Origin of the sequence: Mycobacterium sp., from assembly GCF_049673265.1 — a bacterium.
Classification (GTDB): Bacteria; Actinomycetota; Actinomycetes; order Mycobacteriales; family Mycobacteriaceae; genus Mycobacterium.
This window is the reverse complement of record NZ_JBATXN010000334.1, coordinates 1-18,959: the sequence shown is the minus strand read 5'-3', so window position 1 is coordinate 18,959 and position 18,959 is coordinate 1. Positions and strand designations below refer to the sequence as shown.

Below are 18,959 nucleotides of genomic sequence, written 5' to 3'. Positions count from 1 at the left end.
GTTGCCGGTCAGGTCGTTCTCGGTGATGATGACCAGCGCGGCACCCGGTGATCCCCCGACTATCAAGCCGTCGTGCAGCGGGCCTTTGAGCACCCCGACCACCCCGGGCTTGGGTTCTGCGCCCGGTTCCAACATCGTTGCGGGCGTATCGGATTCGGCCAGCTGCTCGACCACCCGGTGCGCGGTTCCCGTTCCGGGCGCGACGACGGCAGCAACCCCACCGGTCGATACGTGGGCGCGCAGCATCGCAAAGATCTCGTCGATGTCGCGCTGGTGGCCGCGGGCCGACGGCGCGGCCCGGATGTCCAGCTCGACCGCCGACTCGTCGGAAAGTTGGCTCAGCGTCCACCACGGGTGGCCGGACTGCCGGGTGGCGGCCCGCACCTCGTCAAGCTCGCGGAATCCCGAGCCGCCGAGCTGCTCGATATCGATGGGCGAATCGCCGCCCAACGCCGCCACCGACCAGGACGCCTCGAGAAACTCGCGGCCGGTTTTGATCAGGTCAGCCGCGCGGGTACGGACCTTTTCCGGGTCGCAGACCAGCACCGGCGTGTCCTCGGCCAGCTGATTGGTCAGCAACGACAAGTCGTCGGGCCGCAGCACCGGCAGCAACGCCTCCATCCCGTCGACCGGGATGCCCTCGGCCAGTTTGGCCAGCATGTCGCCGACGCCGCCGGTGACACCGTGCTCGGGCCGCGGCTGCTGCCCGGCCAGCTCGGCCGCCCGGGCCCGCACCTCGTCGGTCAGCAGCAGCTCACGGCACGCCACCGCGATCACAGTGTCGACGCTGATCTCGGGAATCGACCGCTGGTCGGCGACCGAGAACATCCGCATCTCGGTGACCTCGTCGCCCCAGAACTCCACCCGCACCGGGTGCTCAGCGGTCGGCGCGAAGATGTCGAGGATGCCGCCGCGGATGGCGAATTCGCCCCGTCGACCTACCATGTCGACCCGGGTGTAGGCCAGCTCGACCAGACGGGTGATGACCGCTTCGAACCCGCCGTCGGCACCGGTGTCGTTGCCGACGGTCAGGGTGAGCGGCTCAAGCAAGCCCAGCTGCGGGGCCATCGGCTGCAGCAGCGAGCGGACCGCCGTGACCACCACCCGCAACGGCGGCCCCAGCCGGGCGTCGTCGGGGTGGGCCAGCCGACGCAGCAGCATCAGCCGGGCACCGACGGTGTCGACACCCGGCGAAAGCCGCTCGTGCGGCAGCGTCTCCCAGGACGGGAACATCGCGACGGAGTCGCCGAAGACGCCGCGCAGTTCCGCGGTCAGGTCATCGGCTTCCCGGCCGGTCGCGGTGACCACCAGCATCGGGCCGTGTTGGGCCAGCGCGCTGGCGACGAATAGCCGGGCGCTGGCGGGCCCGACCAGCGACAGTTCGTCGGGCCGGTCGGCGGCGAGGTCGATGAGTCGCTGCAGCGTCGGCGCGCGCAACGCCAACTCCACCAGCCCCGCGATCGGGGTGATGACAGACTCCGGCCCCGGTGCGGTCATGATGGCGCCATTGTATGCGTCGATTGATTCACGTTGCGGCACTGCCCAACCCACGGTGACCGCCGCCACAGCGTCTAGCTTTGGTTACGGCCGTGGTGGCCAGCAAGCATCGGATCCAATCAGCGCGGATAGCTGCTCGGCGACGGCTGAAAGGGTGTCTGCTTCGTCGGTCACCCCCTCGCGCACCGTCATCGCCTGAGTGAACTTCTGCACCACTCGGGCATCGACTTCGGCCAACAGTTTCTCTTTCGTCCCTTTAGTGGTGAACCACCAAACCCGAAGTGACCCCGGCCCTCTCGGCAATCAAGCGGACGGTGGCGCCCTTTGCCCCACGCTCGGCAACAGCCGAGAGGGCGGCTTCAAAACGTCAACTGCGTCAGTCCGTTTGGGCTGACCTACTACCACTACGGGGAGCTCATGAAGGAGCGCCGGGCTCACGAGTTCGCCGGGGGTAATTCCGGCCGAGGACGGGTACCTCAATCGCATGAGCGACCCGGAAGCGATCATCGGAAAGCTGCGAAAGACCCTCGAGGGCGAAAAGGGTCTTGCCGATCTCCTCGAACAGTCACTGACGAAGGCCCGGACATCGGCCGAAGCCGAACTCAACCCGGAGCTGTTCGCGGCGCTGGAGTGGCCCGGCGATCTCGGTGAGTACGAGGAGTATCTGCGGCGCTTCGTCCGATGGGTGCCCCACGAATCGAACGCAGACGCCTGGAAGAACGAAAAAAGACAGGCCCAAGAGGTTAGCGACCGGATGAGCCACTTCTACTTCTTGGTGGATCAGAAGGTCGGTGACGAGGCGCCGCAGGACGCCGCCGCCTTCCGGGACTGGATGACCGAATTCGCCAACGACTGGGCCAGCTTCCTCAACACCCCAGAATCGTTCAGTCCCGAAGTCTTGCAATCGTTCATCGACAACGCCCCCGAATACCGGGTGCATGAATCACTGGTCGACGGCGTCCCGAACGCGCCCAGCGGCTGGTTAACCGCCAATCAGTTCATCGCGCGCGAGATCAACGGCGGGCTACGTCCGATTGCCGAGCCGACCAGCAATCTGGTCGTCACCTCGCCGGCCGACTGCAGTTATCAGCACGCCTACGACATCGACGCCGAGTCCAACATTCCGGCGACAACCGTGAAAAACCAGAAATACGGCAACATCAAGCAGCTCATCGAAGGCAGCACCTACGCTGATAGCTTCGCCGGCGGCACGTTCGTGCACTACATGCTGCCGGTACACGCTTACCATCGCTATCACCTGCCAGTTGGAGGTCTGGTCAAGGAGTCCTTCCGGATCAACGGCAAAGTCTTCATGCATGTGGGCATCGAAGATCACGAACTTCAAGCTAGCGACAGCGCCACAAGCGGATACGAGTTCTCCCAGACGCGCGGCGTGGTGACTATCGATACCTCGCAATCCGACTGCGGTGATATTGGCATTGTCGCGGTGATCCCGGTGGGCATGGCCCACGTGTCGTCGGTGGTGCTCACCTCGGTCGAGGACAGACACATGGCAAAAGGTGAAGAGTTCGGTTACTTCCAGTTCGGCGGCTCCGACATCATCGTCCTGTTCCAAGAGCACGTTGATGCTCAGATAGATAAGAGCGAAGAGTTTCGGCTCGTCGGCACCCCGGTGGCCCGCTGCAGGTCGGTCAGCCGTTGACGCACAAGCCAAATGCTGCCTGGCTGAAAGCGGCTTATTCGTCCTGCAGGTGCGGATCGGCTTCCAGATGGGTCAGGCCATTCCACATCAGGTTCACCAGATGAGCGGCCACGACTTCTTTCTTGGGTTCGCGAGTGTCGAGCCACCACTGGGCGGTCATTGACACCGAACCGACTAATGCCTGGGCGTAGAGCGGCGCAAGGCCGGGGTCCAGGCCCCGACGGGCGAAATCGCCGGCCAGGATCGAGCTGACCTGGCTGACGGCGTCGTTGAGCAGGCTGGAATAGGTGCCCGAACTGATGGCCGCCGGCGAATCGCGAATCATGATGCGAAAGCCGTCGGTGCGTTCCTCGACATAGGTCAGCAATGCCAGCGCGACCCGCTCGACGCGCACCCGCGACCGGTTGTTGGTCAGCGACGACGTGATGCCATCCAGCAGCGCCGACATCTCCCGGTCGACGACGACCGCGTACAAACCTTCCTTGCCGCCGAAGTGCTCGTAGACGACGGGTTTGGAAACGTTGGCGCGCAGCGCGATCTCCTCGATCGAGGTGCCCTCGTAGCCGCGTTCGGCGAACAGCGACCGGGCGATGTCGATGAGTTGATGCCGCCGCTCGCTGCCGGTCATCCTGGCGCGCGGCGCACGCACCTCTTTCTCCGGCGCTGCCACGTCTCTCAGGTTATCCGTTGCACTACAGTCTGACGAAGGCTCAGTGTGCGGGGTCGGTCAGCAGACCTGCTCGCCGCTGGTGCGCGGTCCGTCGTGGTGTAATCGGCAGCACATCAGATTTTGGTTCTGAGAGTTCAGGTTCGAGTCCTGGCGACGGAGCTACCTTGCCCGCGAGACCTTGCGGCACGTCAAGCACGATCGGGCCACCTAACCGGCGGAAGCGCCTTTTTTGCCGCAGACGTGCGGATAATGACACGCTGGAGGTGCACGCCCGGGCAGGAACCAGCCAGATGCCGAGGAGGTTGGATGGCAACGCAAGGCGAATCGGCGGTCATCATCCTGGCGGCCGGGGCCGGAACACGGATGCGCTCGGACATCCCGAAGGTGCTACATCCCCTTGCCGGGCGCAGCATGCTGGCGCATTCGCTGCATTCGATCGCCAAGATGGCACCGCAACACCTGGTCGTCGTGCTGGGCCCGGACCACCAAAGCATCAAGCAGGTCGTCGGTGAATTGGCCCACACGCTGGGGCGTTCCATCGAGGTGGCGACACAAGACCGCCAGCTCGGCACCGGCCACGCGGTGCTGTGCGGCCTGTCGGCGCTACCCGACGATTTTGCCGGCGTCGTCGTCGTCACCTCCGGCGACATCCCCCTGCTCGACGCCGACACGCTGGCCGATTTGGTCGCCGTGCACAACTCGCGGACCGCGGCGGTCACCATGCTGACCACGACCCTGACCGACCCCACCGGCTACGGCCGAACACTGCGCACGCAGGACAACGAGGTGATCGGCATCGTCGAGCAGGCTGACGCGACGCCCTCTCAGCAGGAAATTCGCGAGGTCAACGCCGGGGTGTACGCCTTTGACATCGCCCCGCTGCGCTCGGCGCTGAGCCGACTGTCAGCCGACAACGCCCAACAAGAGCTGTACCTCACCGACGTCGTCTCCATCGTCCGGCAGGACGGCCAGGTGGTGCAGGCCCGGCACGTCGACGACAGCGCGCTGGTGGCCGGCGTCAACAACCGGGTCCAGCTGGCCGAGCTGGCCGCTGAACTCAACCGTCGCATCGTCGCCGCCCACCAGCTGGCCGGGGTGACCATTGTCGATCCCCTCACCACCTGGATCGACGTTGACGTGACGATCGGCCGCGACACCGTCATCCAGCCCGGAACTCAGCTGCTCGGCGGCACCCGCATCGGCAGCCGCTGCGCCATCGGCCCGGACACAACCTTGACCGACGTCATCGTCGGCGACGACGCTTCGGTGGTCCGCACCCACGGCACCGGCGCCTCGATCGGTGACGGCGGGGTGGTCGGGCCGTTCACCTACCTGCGGCCCGGCACCGCGCTGGGCGCCGACGGCAAGCTTGGCGCATTCGTCGAGACCAAGAACTCCACGATCGGCGCTGGCACCAAAGTGCCGCACTTGACGTATGTGGGCGACGCCGACATCGGCGAGCAGAGCAATATCGGCGCCTCCAGCGTCTTCGTCAATTACGACGGTACGGCCAAGCACCGCACCACGGTCGGCTCACATGTGCGTACCGGCTCCGACACCATGTTTGTCGCCCCGGTTACCGTCGGCGACGGCGCCTACACCGGTGCCGGCACGGTGGTGCGCGAAGACGTTCCGCCGGGTGCGCTGGCGGTTTCCGGTGGCCAGCAACGCAATATCGAAGACTGGGTGCAACACAACCGGCCCGGCAGCGCCGCCGCCGACGCGGCGGAAAAGGCCAAGCGAGCACTCGATGCCGATGAGACGCCGTGATCCCAGACCCGTCGCTTACGATGGAGCATCCAATTGGACCCCAACCCCGAGGGCAGCACGGTGAGCCACGACTGGACCGATAACCGCAAGAACTTGATGCTGTTCTCTGGCCGCGCGCATCCCGAACTGGCCGAGCAGGTAGCCAAAGAACTCGACGTCCACGTCACCGCGCAGACCGCGCGCGAGTTCGCCAACGGCGAGATCTTCGTGCGCTTCCACGAGTCAGTGCGTGGCTGCGATGCGTTCGTCCTGCAATCGGCCCCCGCGCCGGTGAACTACTGGCTGATGGAACAGCTGATCATGATCGACGCACTCAAGCGCGGCAGCGCCAAACGGATCACCGCGGTGATGCCGTTTTACCCCTACGCCCGGCAGGACAAGAAGCATCGCGGCCGCGAACCGATCTCGGCGCGACTGGTCGCCGATCTGCTCAAGACGGCGGGCGCCGACCGGATCGTGACCGTCGATCTGCACACCGACCAGATTCAGGGCTTTTTCGACGGACCTGTCGACCACATGCGCGGGCAGAACCTGCTGACCGGCTACATCGGGGACAACTATCCCGACAGCAACATGGTGGTGGTCTCCCCCGACTCCGGCCGGGTGCGCATCGCCGAGAAGTGGGCCGACGCGCTGGGCGGTGTTCCGCTGGCCTTCATCCACAAAACCCGCGACCCGCGAGTGCCCAACCAGGTGGTGTCCAACCGGGTCGTCGGCGAGGTGGCCGGACGCACCTGCGTGCTGATCGACGACATGATCGACACCGGTGGCACCATCGCCGGCGCGGTCAAGCTGCTGCACGACGACGGCGCCAAGGACGTGATCATCGCGGCCACCCACGGGGTGCTGTCCGACCCGGCGTCGCAGCGGCTGGCTGCATGCGGTGCCCGCGAAGTGATCGTCACCAACACCCTGCCGATCGGCGAGGAGAAGCGGTTCCCACAACTCACGGTTTTGTCGATCGCGCCGCTGCTGGCCAGCACGATCCGCGCCGTGTTCGAAAACGGTTCGGTCACAGGGCTATTCGACGGAGACGCATAGATGGCAAGTGAAGCCATCATTTACCACAACCCTAAGTGCAGTACCTCGCGGAATACGCTGGAGTTGCTGCGCGACAGCGGTGTTGAGCCCAAGATCGTGCAGTATCTCAAGACGCCACCGTCTCGTGCCGAGCTGGTGAAAATGATCCGCGATGCGGGAATCGATGTGCGCAGCGCGGTCCGCAAACGCGAGCCGCTGTACGCCGAGCTCAACCTGGCCGACGCAAGCGACCACCAATTGCTCGACGCCATGGCCGAACATCCCATCCTCATCGAAAGGCCGTTTGTCGTCACGTCGAAAGGCACGCGGCTGGCCCGTCCGATGGACAGGGTGCGCGAAATCTTGTGAGGTCCCGGTTATGCGCAGCCGCGGTGATAGCCCTGGCCTTGACTGTGTTGCCGGTCGGGTGTGGATCGAAAAGCCCCGATTACAAGTCGATTTGGACCAAGACAACGACGACGGCCACGTCGACTGAGGCGCCGGTGCCGTTCGCGCAGTATCTGGAAAGCAGCGGGGTAACCGGAGAAGCGGTGGCACCTGACAAGCTGACCGACTTGACGGTGTCAATTCCGGTGCCGCCGGGCTGGGAGAAGGTCGAGAAGCCAGGTATCCCGGCCACCACGGAGATGATCGCCAAGGACGGCAAGATCCCCACCGCGATGCTGTTGGTGTTCAAGCTCAACGGAGAATTCGACGCGGCCGATGTGGTCAAGCACGGCAACGCCGACGCCAGGCTCGCGGAGAACTTCAAACTGCTCGACCAGTCCGGCGCCAACTTCAACGGCTTTCCGTCGTCGATGATCGAGGGCAGCTACGACCTCAAGGGCGAACGGATGCACACCTACAACCGGATCGTCCTTGCCACTGGCCCCGCGCCCGCTCGCCAGCGCTACCTGGTCCAGCTCTCGGTCACCAGCCTGGCGCAGCAGGCCGCCCCGGACGCAGCCGACATTCAGGCGATCATCCACGGATTCACCGTCGCCGCTAAGTAGTTGTCGGCTCGTTACCGCGGGCGCATTAATGTGTTTGCCATGACACAGTGGACCGCTGCAGACCTGCCGTCGTTCGCCGGACGCACCGTGATCATCACGGGCGCCAACAGCGGCCTCGGCGCGGTGACGGCTCGCGAGCTGGCCCGGGTGGGCGCCCAGGTCATCCTGGCCGTGCGTAACACCGGAAAGGGTGAAGCCGCCGCCCGGGATATGACCGGAGATGTCGAGGTGCGCCGGCTCGACCTGCAGGAGCTGGCCTCGGTGCGCCAGTTCGCCGACGGGGTCGACACGGTCGACGTCCTGATCAACAACGCCGGCGTAATGGCCGTCCCGCACGGGGTGACCGCCGACGGCTTCGAAACCCAGATCGGCACCAACCATCTCGGTCATTTCGCGCTGACCAACCTGTTGTTGCCGAAGATCACCGACCGGGTGGTGACCGTGTCGTCGTTGATGCACTGGATGGGCTACATCAGCCTTCGCGACCTGAACTGGACCTCGCGGCCCTACTCGGCGTGGGTGGCGTACGGCCAGTCCAAGCTCGCCAACCTGTTATTCACCAGCGAGCTGCAGCGGCGCCTCAACACCGCTGGCTCGCCGTTGCGTGCGCTGGCCTCCCACCCCGGTTACTCGCATACCAACCTGCAAGGGCAGACCGGTCGCAAATTCGGCGATGCGGTGATGAACCTCGGTACCCGCCTGCTGGCCTCCGACGCCGACTTCGGCGCCCGGCAAACGCTGTATGCCGCCTCACAAGATGTGCCGGGGAACAGCTTCATCGGGCCGAGCTTCGGCATGGCCGGTCGCAGCCGGCCGGTCGGGCGCAGCCCACTGGCCAAACGCCCAGCTACAGCCACCGCACTGTGGGAACTCTCCGAACGGCTCACTGAGACCAAATTTCCGCTCTGAGGTGCTGATGCGCTAACCTGACCGGGCGTCACGGCGAGGGTGGCTTGCGGGTGAACTCGACCCGCCACCGTTATCGACGGGGACCGATTCAGACCGATGCTCGGTTTGTCGCGATTCTCGCCGTGCCAGGAAAACTGACACAGGAGCTCTCACCATGGCTAAATCCGCGAAATCGTCGGTCAATCAGCTGACCGTCTCGGTACGCACCCAAACCGGCAAAGGCGCGTCTCGGCGGGCCCGCCGCGATGGCAAGATTCCCGCCGTCCTCTACGGTCACAACGCTGACCCGCAGCACCTTGAGTTGCCCGGACACGACTTCGCCGCGGTGTTGCGGCACTCCGGCACCAACGCGGTGCTAACCCTCGACATCGACGGCAAGGAGCAGCTAGCGCTGACGAAGGCGCTTGCGATCCACCCGATCCGCCACACCATCCAGCACGCCGATCTGCTGGTGGTGCGCCGCGGCGAAAAGGTGGTCGTCGAGGTCGGCATCGCCGTCCAGGGCGAGGCCGCCTACGGCACCTTGATCACCCAGGAGGCCAACACCGTCGAGATCGAAGCCGACGTCTCGTCGATTCCCGAGGAATTGGTGGTGTCGGTGGAGGGCGCCGAACCGGGCACGCAGTTCACCGCCGGGCAGATCACGCTGCCCCCAGGCGTCACCCTGATCGACGACCCGGACATGCTGGTGGTCAACGTGGTGAACGCGCCGACCGCCGAGGAGCTCGAAAGCGAAGGCGCCGGCGAGGTGCCGGAGGGCGAGGAGCCGGCTGTGGAGGCGGAAGGCGAAGAGGCCGCCGAAGGCGAGGCGGCGCCCGAGGCCGAGTCCGAGTCCGAGTAATTCATGGCCGGCCCGTTATTGGTGGTCGGCTTGGGCAACCCGGGGCCAAACTATGCCCAGACCCGGCACAATCTGGGGTTCATGGTCGCAGACCTGCTCGCTGCCCGACTGGGTTCAACGTTCAAGGCGCACAAGCGTTCCGGCGCAGAGATTGTTACCGGCCGACTCGGTGGACGTTCGGTGGTGCTCGCCAAGCCGCGCTGCTATATGAACGAGTCCGGCCGGCAGGTGGGTCCACTGGCCAAGTTCTATTCGGTGCCCGCGGCTGACGTAGTGGTCATCCACGATGAGCTGGACATCGAGTTCGGCCAGATCCGGCTGAAAATCGGCGGCGGCGAGGGCGGTCACAATGGGCTGCGTTCGGTTGCGGTCGCGCTGGGCACCAAGGACTTTCAGCGGGTGCGGATCGGGATCGGCCGACCACCGGGACGTAAAGATCCGGCGGCGTTCGTGCTGGAGAACTTCACTGCGGCCGAACGTCCCGAGGTGCCGACGATCTGCGAGCAGGCCGCCGACGCCACCGAGTTGCTCGTCGAGCTGGGCCTTGAGCCGGCCCAAAACCGGGTCCACGCCTGGTAAGTCCGTAGCAGTAGGTCATCGCGACAGGTCCTCGAGCGCCTGGTGAGCGGCGTTGTATCCCGGCGTAAAGGTGATCCCCGGGCCGCCATGGCATCCCGCGCCGCCAAGGTACAGCCCGTCGACTGGGATCGGCATGTCGATGAACCCCTTGGGCCCAGGACGGTTGGGCCCCATCAGGTCGGGGTGCAGCAAGCCGTGGCAGAAGTCGCCGGACGGCGCGGCGAACATCGTCTGCATGTGGTAAGGCGCGAAAGTGATATGCCGTATCTGGATGTCGCGGAAGTTGGGCGCGAAACGGGTGATCTTGTCGATGACCTTCTCTGCCATCACGTTTTTGAGCTGGCCGTGCAGATCGCGGCTGGTTTCGACCGGGAACGCATAGGCGAACGCGCTTGCGGCGTGCTTACCCGGAGGCGCCATCGCGGGGTCGTGGACGGACGGAATCTGCATACCCATCGACGGATTCTCGGGAATGATGCCGCGCCTGCACTCTTCCCACTGACGCTGCTGCTCCTCGGGCGAGCCGAAGATGCCGACGGACCCTTGCATCCCGGGTTCGTTGAGGAAGTCGTAGGGCGGGGCGAATTCCGGCAGGCCGTCGAGCGCAAAATGGATCTGCACGAACGACGCCCGGTGGTCGCGCCCGGTCAGTCGGCTGACAAGCTCTGCCGGCAGATGCTCGGCGCCGACCAGGTCAATCAGCGTCAAATCGGGCGACAGGTTGGAAACAACCACCGGCGCAGCGATTTCCGAGCCATCGCGCAGCCGCACGCCGGTCACCCGACCGTCCTCAGTGAGGATCTTGTCGACCTTCGCGCGATACCTGACCTCACCACCATGCGAGACGAACAGTTCGTGCAGATGCTTGCAGAGTGCGCCGATTCCCCCTTCAAGCTTTGTCATCATTGCCGTGCCCTCGTTCGGGACGGCGAGCGCGAACGCCAAACACGTTGCACTGCCCGGCGTATAAGGCCCGCGGTAGGTGGAGTTGACGGCGAGGAAGGCGAGCATTCCGCGCAGTACCGCGTGCTTGTCCTTGTCGGGCAGGAAGCGGTCGATGGCGTCCATCGCTGACCCAAATAGCACCTCGTGGATGGCTTTTCGTTCGGATTCGTTTGCCGCGCAGGCGTACATCTCATCAAGCGTCTTGGGCGGTGTGCGCACCTCGAAGCGGTCGAGCGCCTTCGCCGGGCCCTGGCTCCAGCCGATCATCTCTGCCATGCCTGTCACGGCCTCGGCGCCAAGCTTTTCCGCGAGGTGAGTCATCAGCTGCATCGGATCGCGGTAGAAGATCATCGGCTCTTCGCCGTTGTCGCCGAGATTAACGGACTGCACCTCGGCGTCGATGGTGGGCAAGGTATCAAGCCCGAGCTCTTTGGTGATCTGCGGGGCGGTGGGAAACTGCACGGAACCGGCTATCTCGTAATGGAATCCGTCGATCAATTCCACCGTGGCCGCCATGCCACCGGAGTAAGTGTTGGCCTCCAAGCACACTGTCCGCAGGCCGGCGCGCTGTAGGACCGCCGCCGCGGTCAAGCCGTTGTGCCCGGCGCCGACCACGATCGCGTCATAGTCCGTCATCACTCACGCTCCTTCTCCGGCTGCTCTCGAGGCAACCCGGTCTAATATATGTCAGTACTGACGCAATTGGAAGATGTCACGTCTGCCCTGCTCGGAAGTGTGGTGGGATGCCAGATATGAGTGAGCGGCCGAATCTGCACAAGTTGCGCCGAACCAAGACGCGCGAGGCACTGCGGCAGGCGGCCTTGAAGAGATTCGCCAGTGAGGGCTTCGGAAACGTCACCGTCGAACAGCTCGCGCAGGAAGCCGGGGTTACCGAGCGCACCTTTTTCCGGCACTTCCCCACTAAAGAAGCTGTGCTGTTTCAGGACTACGACACACAGGTGGAGTGGCTGGCCGACGCGCTTGCGCAGCGCCCGCGCTCTGAGTCGCTGTTCGATGCGGTGAAGGCGAGCATCGAGAGCTTCCCGCACGACCTCGAATTGGTTCGGCAGGCCGCGCTCGCTCGTGCCGAATTGATCACCGGGGATCAGATCGCCAGCCACCTACGAGTGGTGCAGGCGTCGTTCGCCGCGGTGATCACCGACTTCGTCAAGCAGCGCTACCCAGATGTGCCGAACATCGATCTGGTGGCCGAAGTAGCGGGCTCCACGCTGGCGGCAGGAATGGTTGTCGGCGTGGAAACGTGGGGGCGCGGTGGCTGTCGTGAGGATTTGGCAGCCATCACCGCCAGCTGTCTGGATCTGCTGCGGTCGGGGCTTGCGCCACTCGCCTAGGTGACGAGGGTGACCGAGTTGGCCCGTCGCAGCTTGCCCGACGGCGTCTTCGGAATGGTCCCGGGACCCAGCACGACGACGTTGCGCGGACGCATGTCGACCTCGCTCACGACTTCGTGGGCGACCTGATGCTCGATGCGACGGACTTCGGCGGGATCTTGGTACGCGTTGGATTCGACTGCGACGGCGAAGGTTTCGCGGGCATGCCCGGCGTCAAGCCGCACGGCCACGGCGCAACCCGGACGGACGCCCTCGACCCGGCACGCGGCCCGCTCGATGTCGGTCGGGTAGATGTTGCGGCCGGCCATGATGATGACGTCCTTGACCCGACCGCACACCACGATGTGGCCGTTCTCCATCAGGTAGCCGAGATCGCCGGTGTCATACCAGCCGTGGTCGTCCTGCGCCGGGATGAATCCACCCATCGTGGTGTAGCCCGGGGTGACCGGTTCACCGCGCAACTCGATCACGCCGACACCGCGCGTCGGCAACACCGCCCCATCGTCATCGACGATGCGGGCCTCGATGCCCTGCAGCAGCGGGCCGAGTGAAGCCAGCCGGCGGGTGTTGCCCTTGGTGGCGGGCACGGCCCGGCGCAACGCGGCCAGCAGATCGGCATCCACCTCGTCGACCACCAGCCCGTCGCCGAGTTCGGAGAATGACACCGCCAGCGTCGTTTCGGCCATCCCGTAGGCGGGCATGACCGCCTCGGGTCGCAACCCGAAGGGTTTTCCGGCCTCGATGAGATCCTCGACGTCGGCGGGGTCCACCGGCTCGGCACCGGAGAGCGCAAAACGCAGCGTGGACAGATCGAACTGACCGGGGGTGGCTTGGTTGCGCAGCCGCTTGGCGAACAGCGCGTAGGCGAAGTTGGGCGCGGCCGTCATGGTGCCGCGGTACTTGTCGATCAGCTTGGCCCACAACAGCGTGTCGCGCAGGAAGTCCATCGGCGTGACCTTGACCAGCTCGACACCGAAGTACATCGGCACGGTCAAGAAGCCGACCATGCCCATGTCGTGGAAGCACGGCAGCCAGCTGAGCATCACGTCGTTGCCGCTGGGATCCATCTTGGCGCCGATGAACATCGCCTCGGCGTTGGAGTAGATGTTGCGGTGGGTGATGTGCACGGCCTTCGGCGAACCGGTGGAGCCGGAAGTCAGCTGCATCAACGCCAAGTCGTCCTCATCGGTGTCGATGGGGTCGATCGGGTCGGATGCCAGCAATTGCTCGACAGTCAGCACCTTGAGGCCGCGGCCCTCCAACACCGGCACGGCCGCCATGAACGGGTCGGAGACAATCACCGCCTTCGCCTCGATCATGTCGACGACGACGGTGGTGTCCTTGGCCCACAGCTCGAGGTCGGTGCGCGGTGTGGGCTGGTGCAGCATGGTCAGGCTGGCGCCGCGCATCCACAGCCCCTGAGCCGTCGGCGCGATTTCCACCGGCGCTCCGGCCAGGACACCAACTGCGTCCCCGTGGCCGATGCCGGCCGCCGCCAAGCCGCCGGCCACTCGGCGGGCACGTTCATAGACCTCAAGCCAGGTGTGCCGAACCGGCTCGTGCGGCTCGCCGGTCACCATGCCCTTGGTGCTCTCATGAGCGTTGCGGAACATGTTCTCGGTAAACCTGCTCACGGTAGCCTCCTCGCTTCCGGCGCCAACGCCCAGCGTTTAATGCTGCCCCTGGTCATGCACACTTTGGTGCAGCCGCACGCCCACAATTCGGGAGCAATTTCGTCTCGAAACGGTGATGAAGCAGTGACCTCACGCAACGTCGCGGTCGCGGCGAGAACACGGCGTCCAGCGGAGTTCGCACGATTCATAGATCGCCCGCCGACATGATCGGCGGGCGGATGAACCAGGCGCGTTGCTTGACCGATATTCGTCACCGTCGAACATCTTAAACTCCTCTTAAGTAACTGCCAAACTCAGCAGCGCAATCGGGCCAATGTCACACACCGGTGACGGGTGCGGGCACCACTCGCGCGCCGTGCACAGGCCCGCTGGCGACGCGCACAGTGCGACAGACGCCGGCCCCGGAGAGCTCAGTGCCGACATCCACCGCAGCCGGTGCCGACCGGCACAGGAACGTACATGTCGGTCCGGAGCCCGACACGATCCCGGCCAGCGCGCCCGCTTCGACGCCGGCGCGTAAAACGCGGCGCAGGGCCGGATGCTTGCTCAGCGCGGCCGCCTGCAGTTCGTTGCCCAGCAGCGGTGCCAGCTGCTCCGGGTCGCCTGCCGCCAGCGCCGCCAGCACCGGACCGGGTTCGTCGAGCCTCGGCGGGTTCCCGACTTCCCTGAGCCGGTCCAGCTCAGCGAACACCGTCGGGGTGGACAGGCCTCCCTCGGCGAACGCCAGCACCCAATGGAAGGTGTTGCGAGCCAGCACCGTCGCCAGTTCCTCGCCGCGTCCAGTACCCAGCGCGGTGCCCCCATGCAGCGCGAATGGCACATCGCTGCCCAGCTTTGCGGCCAGCATGTGCAGATCGCGGCGCGGCACCCCGAGCTCCCATAGCGAGTTGATCGCGACCAGCACGGCCGCCGCGTCCGCGCTGCCGCCCCCCATCCCGCCGGCGACCGGGATCGACTTGTCGATGGCGATCGACACGTCAGGCGCCCGGCCGACGTGGTCAGCCATCAGCTCGGCGGCCTGCCACGCCAGATTGCGCTCGTCGAGGGGTAGCTGACCCGCACCTTCGCCGCTGATCTCAAGCGAGAGCACATCGGCGTTGCGCACGGTGATCTCGTCGACCAGGGAAACCGCGTGAAAGACCGTCGTCACGTCGTGATAGCCGTTGTCGCGTCGATCGCCGACGGCGAGGTAGAGGTTGATTTTGCCGGGCGCCCGAACGGTAACCGACCCAGTGGGCACCCACTGAGCAGCGGTGTTCGGGTCCATCGGCATCGCACGCGACTTTATCGCCCGCGACCGGCAAACCCCTACCCCCGTGCGGTTACCTCGCGGGAGCGTGCCGTTGTCGCAGGGCAGGAGCACTGGGGGCAGTGTCGCCGCCCGGTTCACCCGAGCGCTGGTACAGCCGCACGAATTCGTCGATTGTCAGCGTCTCGCCGCGGCGCGCCGGGTCAATACTGGCGGCCAACAACCGGCTCGCCGACTCGTTGCCCGAACCTGCCCACTCGACGAACGCATTGCGAGATGTCTTGCGCCGCTGGGCAAATGCGATATCGATGAGGTTGAACACATTCTGACGGAAGGCCGTGTCGGTCGGCCAGGGCGGGTTCGCATGCCGGTCGATACGCACCAGCCCGGAGTAGACACGTGGAATAGGCCAGAAGACGGTCGGCGACACCGTGCCGTGCCGACGGACCTGCCCGTAGAAGCGGAGCTTCACGCTGGGAACGCCGTACTCCTTGCCGCCCGGCTCGGCCGCTAGTCGTTCGGCGACTTCAGCCTGCACCATCACCATCAGGGTGCGCAGCGACGGGAATTCTCCCAACAGATGCAGCAGCGCCGGAACGGCGACGTTGTAGGGCAGGTTGGCCACCACCGCTGTCGGCTCGGAAGCCAGATCGGCGGGCAGAAGAGACAACACGTCGCGGTTGAGCACGGTCAGCCGGTGAACCTCGCTGTGTGAATGCTCGGCAACGGTCTTCGGCAGCCTGTCCGCCAGCACCGGGTCGATCTCGACGGCGCTGACCGTGGCCCCGCGGTCCAGCAGCGCGAGGGTGAGCGAGCCCAGACCGGGTCCGACCTCGAGGACGTGATCGTGCCGGTTGACGCCGGAGGACGACACCACCCGGCGGACCGTGTTCGCATCGTGGACGAAGTTTTGTCCCAACGATTTGCGGGGCCGGAATTCGAGTTCTTTGGCCAGCCTTCGGATCTCGGTGCGCCCGAGCAACCGGATGGTCAGCGCGCACCCGTTCGTCCGCTGCACACCGGCCATGCGCCCCAACCCTGGCGAGCCCGCGTCACCTCGGCGACGGTGATCTGCTCTTCCCTTGTCGCCAGGTCGGCGCGGGGGGCAAACCGCAATCCACCGTTGCGCTCCCAGGTGTTCTGGTCGAACTGCACGCCGCCGTAGTACCCGTTTCCGGTGTTGATCGCCCAGTTCCCGCCGGCCTCGCAGCGCGAGATCGCGTCCCAGATTTCTCCGTTGCCGACCGGCGGAGTCTCGGTGCCTGGTTTGGTACCGACTCGCACCACCGCCTCACGTGCGGGTGTGATCACGTTGCTGGCAACCGGCAGCCGCCCGGTTTCGACGCCGTTGACCTTGGAGACTGCGAACGTCACATCCTGGGTGCCGGGGGTGCCGGGGTCCTGGACGATCTCGCGGTCCATGTTCATCTCCGGGTCCTCGATCCGCTTCCGCGGTGGGAGCAGCGGGACCCGCTCGGTGACCTTCTCGATGCGGTTACGGGTCACCTGGATGTGCATGCCGTCGATCACCGGTGCCGCCGCCCCGGGAGTGACCTGGTCACTTTGCAACAGCGGCGCTCCGACGCTGGCCAGCAGGTCGCCGACCCTGGCCGCGGCCAAATGCACGTTGCGCACCGCGCCGCCGTCGTTGAGTTCGACCGACTTGGCGCTGACCACCGGCAGCGCCATCCCGGCCAGCGGGACACGGCTGCCGCGGGAAGCCACGGCCGGAGCCGTATCGGTCATCGCCAGCTGGGCCAGCGCCTCGTCGACCGTCGACGCCGTCGTCCACACCTGCTTCTCATTTTGGCCGTCCAGCGAGATCTGCAGCGGACGGCTGCGCCGCAACACAATGTTCTCGGCGTTGCGAACTCGCTCGCCGGCAGCGGGATAGAGGTCGTCGCGGTCGCTGACGTTGAATCCGTTTTCCCTGATGATGTCGATCACCCGCGACTTCATGGTCGTCACGGTCATGGCAGTGCCATCGACGCTCAGCGTCACCGCCTTGTAGTCGGCTACCGCGTAGCCACCGGCGAATGCCAAGACCAGCAAGAGACCCGCGACCAGAAGCCGCAGAGCCGGTGAAGGAGCCTGATGGAGTTTCGTAAGTACGTTCAACGCGCGTGTATCCCCGACCTCAACCACAACTTCAGCAACCGTTCCGTCACATAGCAAAAGGCCCCGGGGGGCCTCACGTTCGATCACAAGACGGTAACGAACCGGCCTAGATAGAGCAACTCCGCAGCCACCTGATTTAGGGGGCCTTAACGGACTGTTAACCCCTTGCGGCCAACCCGTATGCTCCGGCGGCATTGCCGGCGGTGACCTCGGCCAGTTCGTCGGCTGGCCGATTAATCAGCTCGGCCAGCGCCCGAACAGTGTAAGGCAGGCAGTAGGGCTCGTTCGGCGCCCCGCGGTACGGATGAGGCGTCAAAAACGGTGCGTCGGTCTCCACCAGCAGCTGCGTCACGGGTATCAGCGGGACCGCCTCGCGCAGCTCACGGGCGTTTCGGAAACTCACCGTCCCGGACAAGCTGACCAGCCATCCGGCGTCGACGCAGGCGTGCGCCATGTCACTGTCCGAGGAAAAGCAGTGAAAGATCACCGTGTCCGGCGCACCCTCGGCACGCAGCACGTCGAGCACCTCGTCATCGGCCTCGCGGTTGTGAATCATCAGCGGCTTACCGGTCCGCTTGGCGAGGTCGATATGCCACGCGAAGGCCTCCCGCTGCACCGCCGGCTCCGCGCAGCCCTCCAGCCGGCCCGGCCAGTACAGATCCATCCCGGTCTCGCCGACCGCCACCACGCGCGGGTGCGCCACCAACCGTTCGATCTCGGCTCGGGCGGCATCGGTGAGCGCGCCCGCGCGGGTCGGGTGCAGCGCCACCGCGGCGTAGACCCGCGGATCCCACTCGGCGGCCTGAGTCACCCAGCGCGCCGAGGCCAAGTCGTCGGCGATGGTGACCACCGCGACCACGCCCACCGCCGCGGCGCGGTCGACGATGGCGCGCACGTCGTCACCGTTCCGCGCGCCGCACGCGTCGAGATGAGTGTGCGCGTCGATCAGCGGGCTCAACGGCTCAGGGAGCGGCGGCCGGCCTTCTTTACCGAGTCGTTTGGAACCCACGCGCACACAATAAGGTGAGTCTCGATGAGGCCGTACTACGTCACCACCGCGATCACCTACCCCAACGGTGAGCCGCACGTCGGGCATGCGTATGAATACATCGCCACCGACGCGATAGCACGCTTCAAGCGGCTGGACGGCTTTGACGTCAGGTTTTTGACCGGCACCGACGAGCACGGCCTCAAGATGGTCGAGACCGCGGCGGCAGAGGGCATTCCCACCGCGCAGCTGGCGAAGCGCAATTCCGATGTGTTCCAGCGCCTGCAGGAGAAGTTGAACATCTCCTTCGACCGCTTCATCCGCACCACCGACGCCGACCATCACGAGGCCTCCAAGGAGATCTGGCAACGGATGTCGGCGGCCGGCGACATCTATCTGGATGCCTATTCCGGCTGGTACTCGGTGCGCGACGAGCGGTTCTTCGTCGAATCCGAGACCGAGGTTGTCGACGGAACCCGGATCGCCGTCGAAACCGGTACCCCCGTGACGTGGACCGAGGAACAGACCTACTTCTTCCGTCTCTCGGCCTACGCCGACAAGCTGTTGGCCCACTACGAGGCCAACCCGGACTTCATCGCGCCCGATGTACGTCGCAATGAGGTGGTCAGCTTCGTCTCCGGTGGGCTGCGCGATCTGTCCATCTCGCGCACCTCATTCGACTGGGGCGTGAAGGTGCCCGAGCATCCGGAT

At 65.4% G+C, this 18,959-nt stretch carries 18 protein-coding genes, 1 tRNA gene and 2 pseudogenes; 11 read left to right on the top strand and 10 right to left on the bottom strand.

The window, feature by feature from the left end:
* The 3 genes and pseudogenes from WBF82_RS11820 to WBF82_RS11810 form a co-directional block, all read right to left on the bottom strand.
* Positions 1–1,497 (bottom strand): annotated as a pseudogene (locus tag WBF82_RS11820) (transcription-repair coupling factor); the annotation flags it as partial.
* Between the two features lie 84 nt (positions 1,498–1,581).
* The gene (locus tag WBF82_RS11815; protein ID WP_424383214.1) at positions 1,582–1,734 is read right to left on the bottom strand and encodes a hypothetical protein; all 153 of its coding nucleotides are present in this window, start codon (positions 1,732–1,734) and stop codon (positions 1,582–1,584) included.
* Positions 1,735–1,753: 19 nt separating this feature from the next.
* Positions 1,754–1,846: pseudogene (locus WBF82_RS11810) on the bottom strand (TetR family transcriptional regulator); the annotation flags it as partial.
* A gap of 135 nt (positions 1,847–1,981) precedes the next feature.
* Between WBF82_RS11810 and WBF82_RS11805 the strand changes: the two are divergent.
* Entirely contained in the window at positions 1,982–3,160 is a 1,179-nt protein-coding gene (locus WBF82_RS11805) for a phosphatidylserine decarboxylase (protein WP_424383213.1), read from the top strand.
* Between the two features lie 34 nt (positions 3,161–3,194).
* Here WBF82_RS11805 and WBF82_RS11800 read toward each other — a convergent pair whose 3' ends face one another.
* A complete protein-coding gene (locus WBF82_RS11800) occupies positions 3,195–3,788 on the bottom strand; it encodes a TetR/AcrR family transcriptional regulator (RefSeq protein ID WP_324851344.1) in 594 nt (197 codons plus the stop codon).
* A 129-nt stretch (positions 3,789–3,917) separates the two neighbouring features.
* Here WBF82_RS11800 and WBF82_RS11795 point away from each other — a divergent pair.
* The 8 genes from WBF82_RS11795 to pth all read left to right on the top strand — a co-directional run bounded on the left by WBF82_RS11795 (position 3,918) and on the right by pth (position 9,962).
* A tRNA-Gln gene (locus WBF82_RS11795) sits at positions 3,918–3,989 on the top strand.
* A 147-nt stretch (positions 3,990–4,136) separates the two neighbouring features.
* The gene (gene glmU, locus WBF82_RS11790; RefSeq protein ID WP_424383212.1) at positions 4,137–5,600 is read left to right on the top strand and encodes a bifunctional UDP-N-acetylglucosamine diphosphorylase/glucosamine-1-phosphate N-acetyltransferase GlmU; all 1,464 of its coding nucleotides are present in this window, start codon (positions 4,137–4,139) and stop codon (positions 5,598–5,600) included.
* A gap of 60 nt (positions 5,601–5,660) precedes the next feature.
* The gene (locus WBF82_RS11785; protein ID WP_424383215.1) at positions 5,661–6,641 is read left to right on the top strand and encodes a ribose-phosphate diphosphokinase; all 981 of its coding nucleotides are present in this window, start codon (positions 5,661–5,663) and stop codon (positions 6,639–6,641) included.
* Positions 6,642–6,989, top strand: coding sequence for an arsenate reductase (glutaredoxin) (gene arsC / locus WBF82_RS11780; RefSeq protein ID WP_424383211.1), 348 nt, complete (start codon positions 6,642–6,644; stop codon positions 6,987–6,989).
* Positions 6,986–7,633 carry an LpqN/LpqT family lipoprotein gene (locus tag WBF82_RS11775; RefSeq protein WP_424383210.1) on the top strand — a complete coding sequence of 216 codons (648 nt, stop codon included), beginning with the start codon at positions 6,986–6,988 and terminating at the stop codon, positions 7,631–7,633. Before arsC ends, WBF82_RS11775 begins: the two co-directional genes overlap by 4 nt.
* 39 nt (positions 7,634–7,672) lie before the next feature.
* Positions 7,673–8,542 carry an oxidoreductase gene (locus WBF82_RS11770; protein ID WP_424383209.1) on the top strand — a complete coding sequence of 290 codons (870 nt, stop codon included), beginning with the start codon at positions 7,673–7,675 and terminating at the stop codon, positions 8,540–8,542.
* 154 nt (positions 8,543–8,696) lie between these two features.
* The gene (locus tag WBF82_RS11765) at positions 8,697–9,383 is read left to right on the top strand and encodes a 50S ribosomal protein L25/general stress protein Ctc (protein ID WP_424383208.1); all 687 of its coding nucleotides are present in this window, start codon (positions 8,697–8,699) and stop codon (positions 9,381–9,383) included.
* A gap of 3 nt (positions 9,384–9,386) precedes the next feature.
* The gene (gene pth, locus WBF82_RS11760) at positions 9,387–9,962 is read left to right on the top strand and encodes an aminoacyl-tRNA hydrolase (protein WP_424383207.1); all 576 of its coding nucleotides are present in this window, start codon (positions 9,387–9,389) and stop codon (positions 9,960–9,962) included.
* 15 nt (positions 9,963–9,977) lie between these two features.
* Here the strand turns inward: pth and WBF82_RS11755 are convergent, their stop codons facing one another.
* The gene (locus tag WBF82_RS11755; RefSeq protein ID WP_424383206.1) at positions 9,978–11,543 is read right to left on the bottom strand and encodes a phytoene desaturase family protein; all 1,566 of its coding nucleotides are present in this window, start codon (positions 11,541–11,543) and stop codon (positions 9,978–9,980) included.
* A gap of 116 nt (positions 11,544–11,659) precedes the next feature.
* Here WBF82_RS11755 and WBF82_RS11750 point away from each other — a divergent pair, with 116 nt between their 5' ends.
* Positions 11,660–12,259 (top strand): TetR/AcrR family transcriptional regulator, encoded by a 600-nt coding sequence (locus tag WBF82_RS11750; protein WP_424383205.1) that lies wholly within the window; start codon positions 11,660–11,662, stop codon positions 12,257–12,259.
* On the opposite strand, the gene WBF82_RS11745 is transcribed toward WBF82_RS11750, so the two are convergent.
* From WBF82_RS11745 to WBF82_RS11725, 5 genes are all read right to left on the bottom strand, one after another.
* The gene (locus WBF82_RS11745) at positions 12,256–13,893 is read right to left on the bottom strand and encodes a fatty acyl-AMP ligase (protein WP_424383204.1); all 1,638 of its coding nucleotides are present in this window, start codon (positions 13,891–13,893) and stop codon (positions 12,256–12,258) included. The genes WBF82_RS11750 and WBF82_RS11745 overlap by 4 nt on opposite strands.
* Positions 13,894–14,209: 316 nt before the next feature.
* Positions 14,210–15,166: a 4-(cytidine 5'-diphospho)-2-C-methyl-D-erythritol kinase gene (locus WBF82_RS11740; protein WP_424383203.1), complete on the bottom strand. Its 957-nt coding sequence runs from the start codon at positions 15,164–15,166 to the stop codon at positions 14,210–14,212.
* A gap of 49 nt (positions 15,167–15,215) precedes the next feature.
* Positions 15,216–16,169 carry a 16S rRNA (adenine(1518)-N(6)/adenine(1519)-N(6))-dimethyltransferase RsmA gene (gene rsmA / locus WBF82_RS11735; protein WP_424383202.1) on the bottom strand — a complete coding sequence of 318 codons (954 nt, stop codon included), beginning with the start codon at positions 16,167–16,169 and terminating at the stop codon, positions 15,216–15,218.
* Positions 16,133–17,260: a transglycosylase family protein gene (locus WBF82_RS11730; protein WP_424383201.1), complete on the bottom strand. Its 1,128-nt coding sequence runs from the start codon at positions 17,258–17,260 to the stop codon at positions 16,133–16,135. The genes rsmA and WBF82_RS11730 overlap by 37 nt, the downstream gene beginning before the upstream one ends.
* 157 nt (positions 17,261–17,417) lie before the next feature.
* Entirely contained in the window at positions 17,418–18,275 is an 858-nt protein-coding gene (locus WBF82_RS11725; protein WP_424383200.1) for a TatD family hydrolase, read from the bottom strand.
* 18 nt (positions 18,276–18,293) lie between these two features.
* On the opposite strand from WBF82_RS11725, the gene WBF82_RS11720 reads away from it, so the two are divergent.
* Positions 18,294–18,959: methionine--tRNA ligase (locus WBF82_RS11720; protein ID WP_424383199.1), on the top strand; the 666-nt coding region annotated here is incomplete at its 3' end.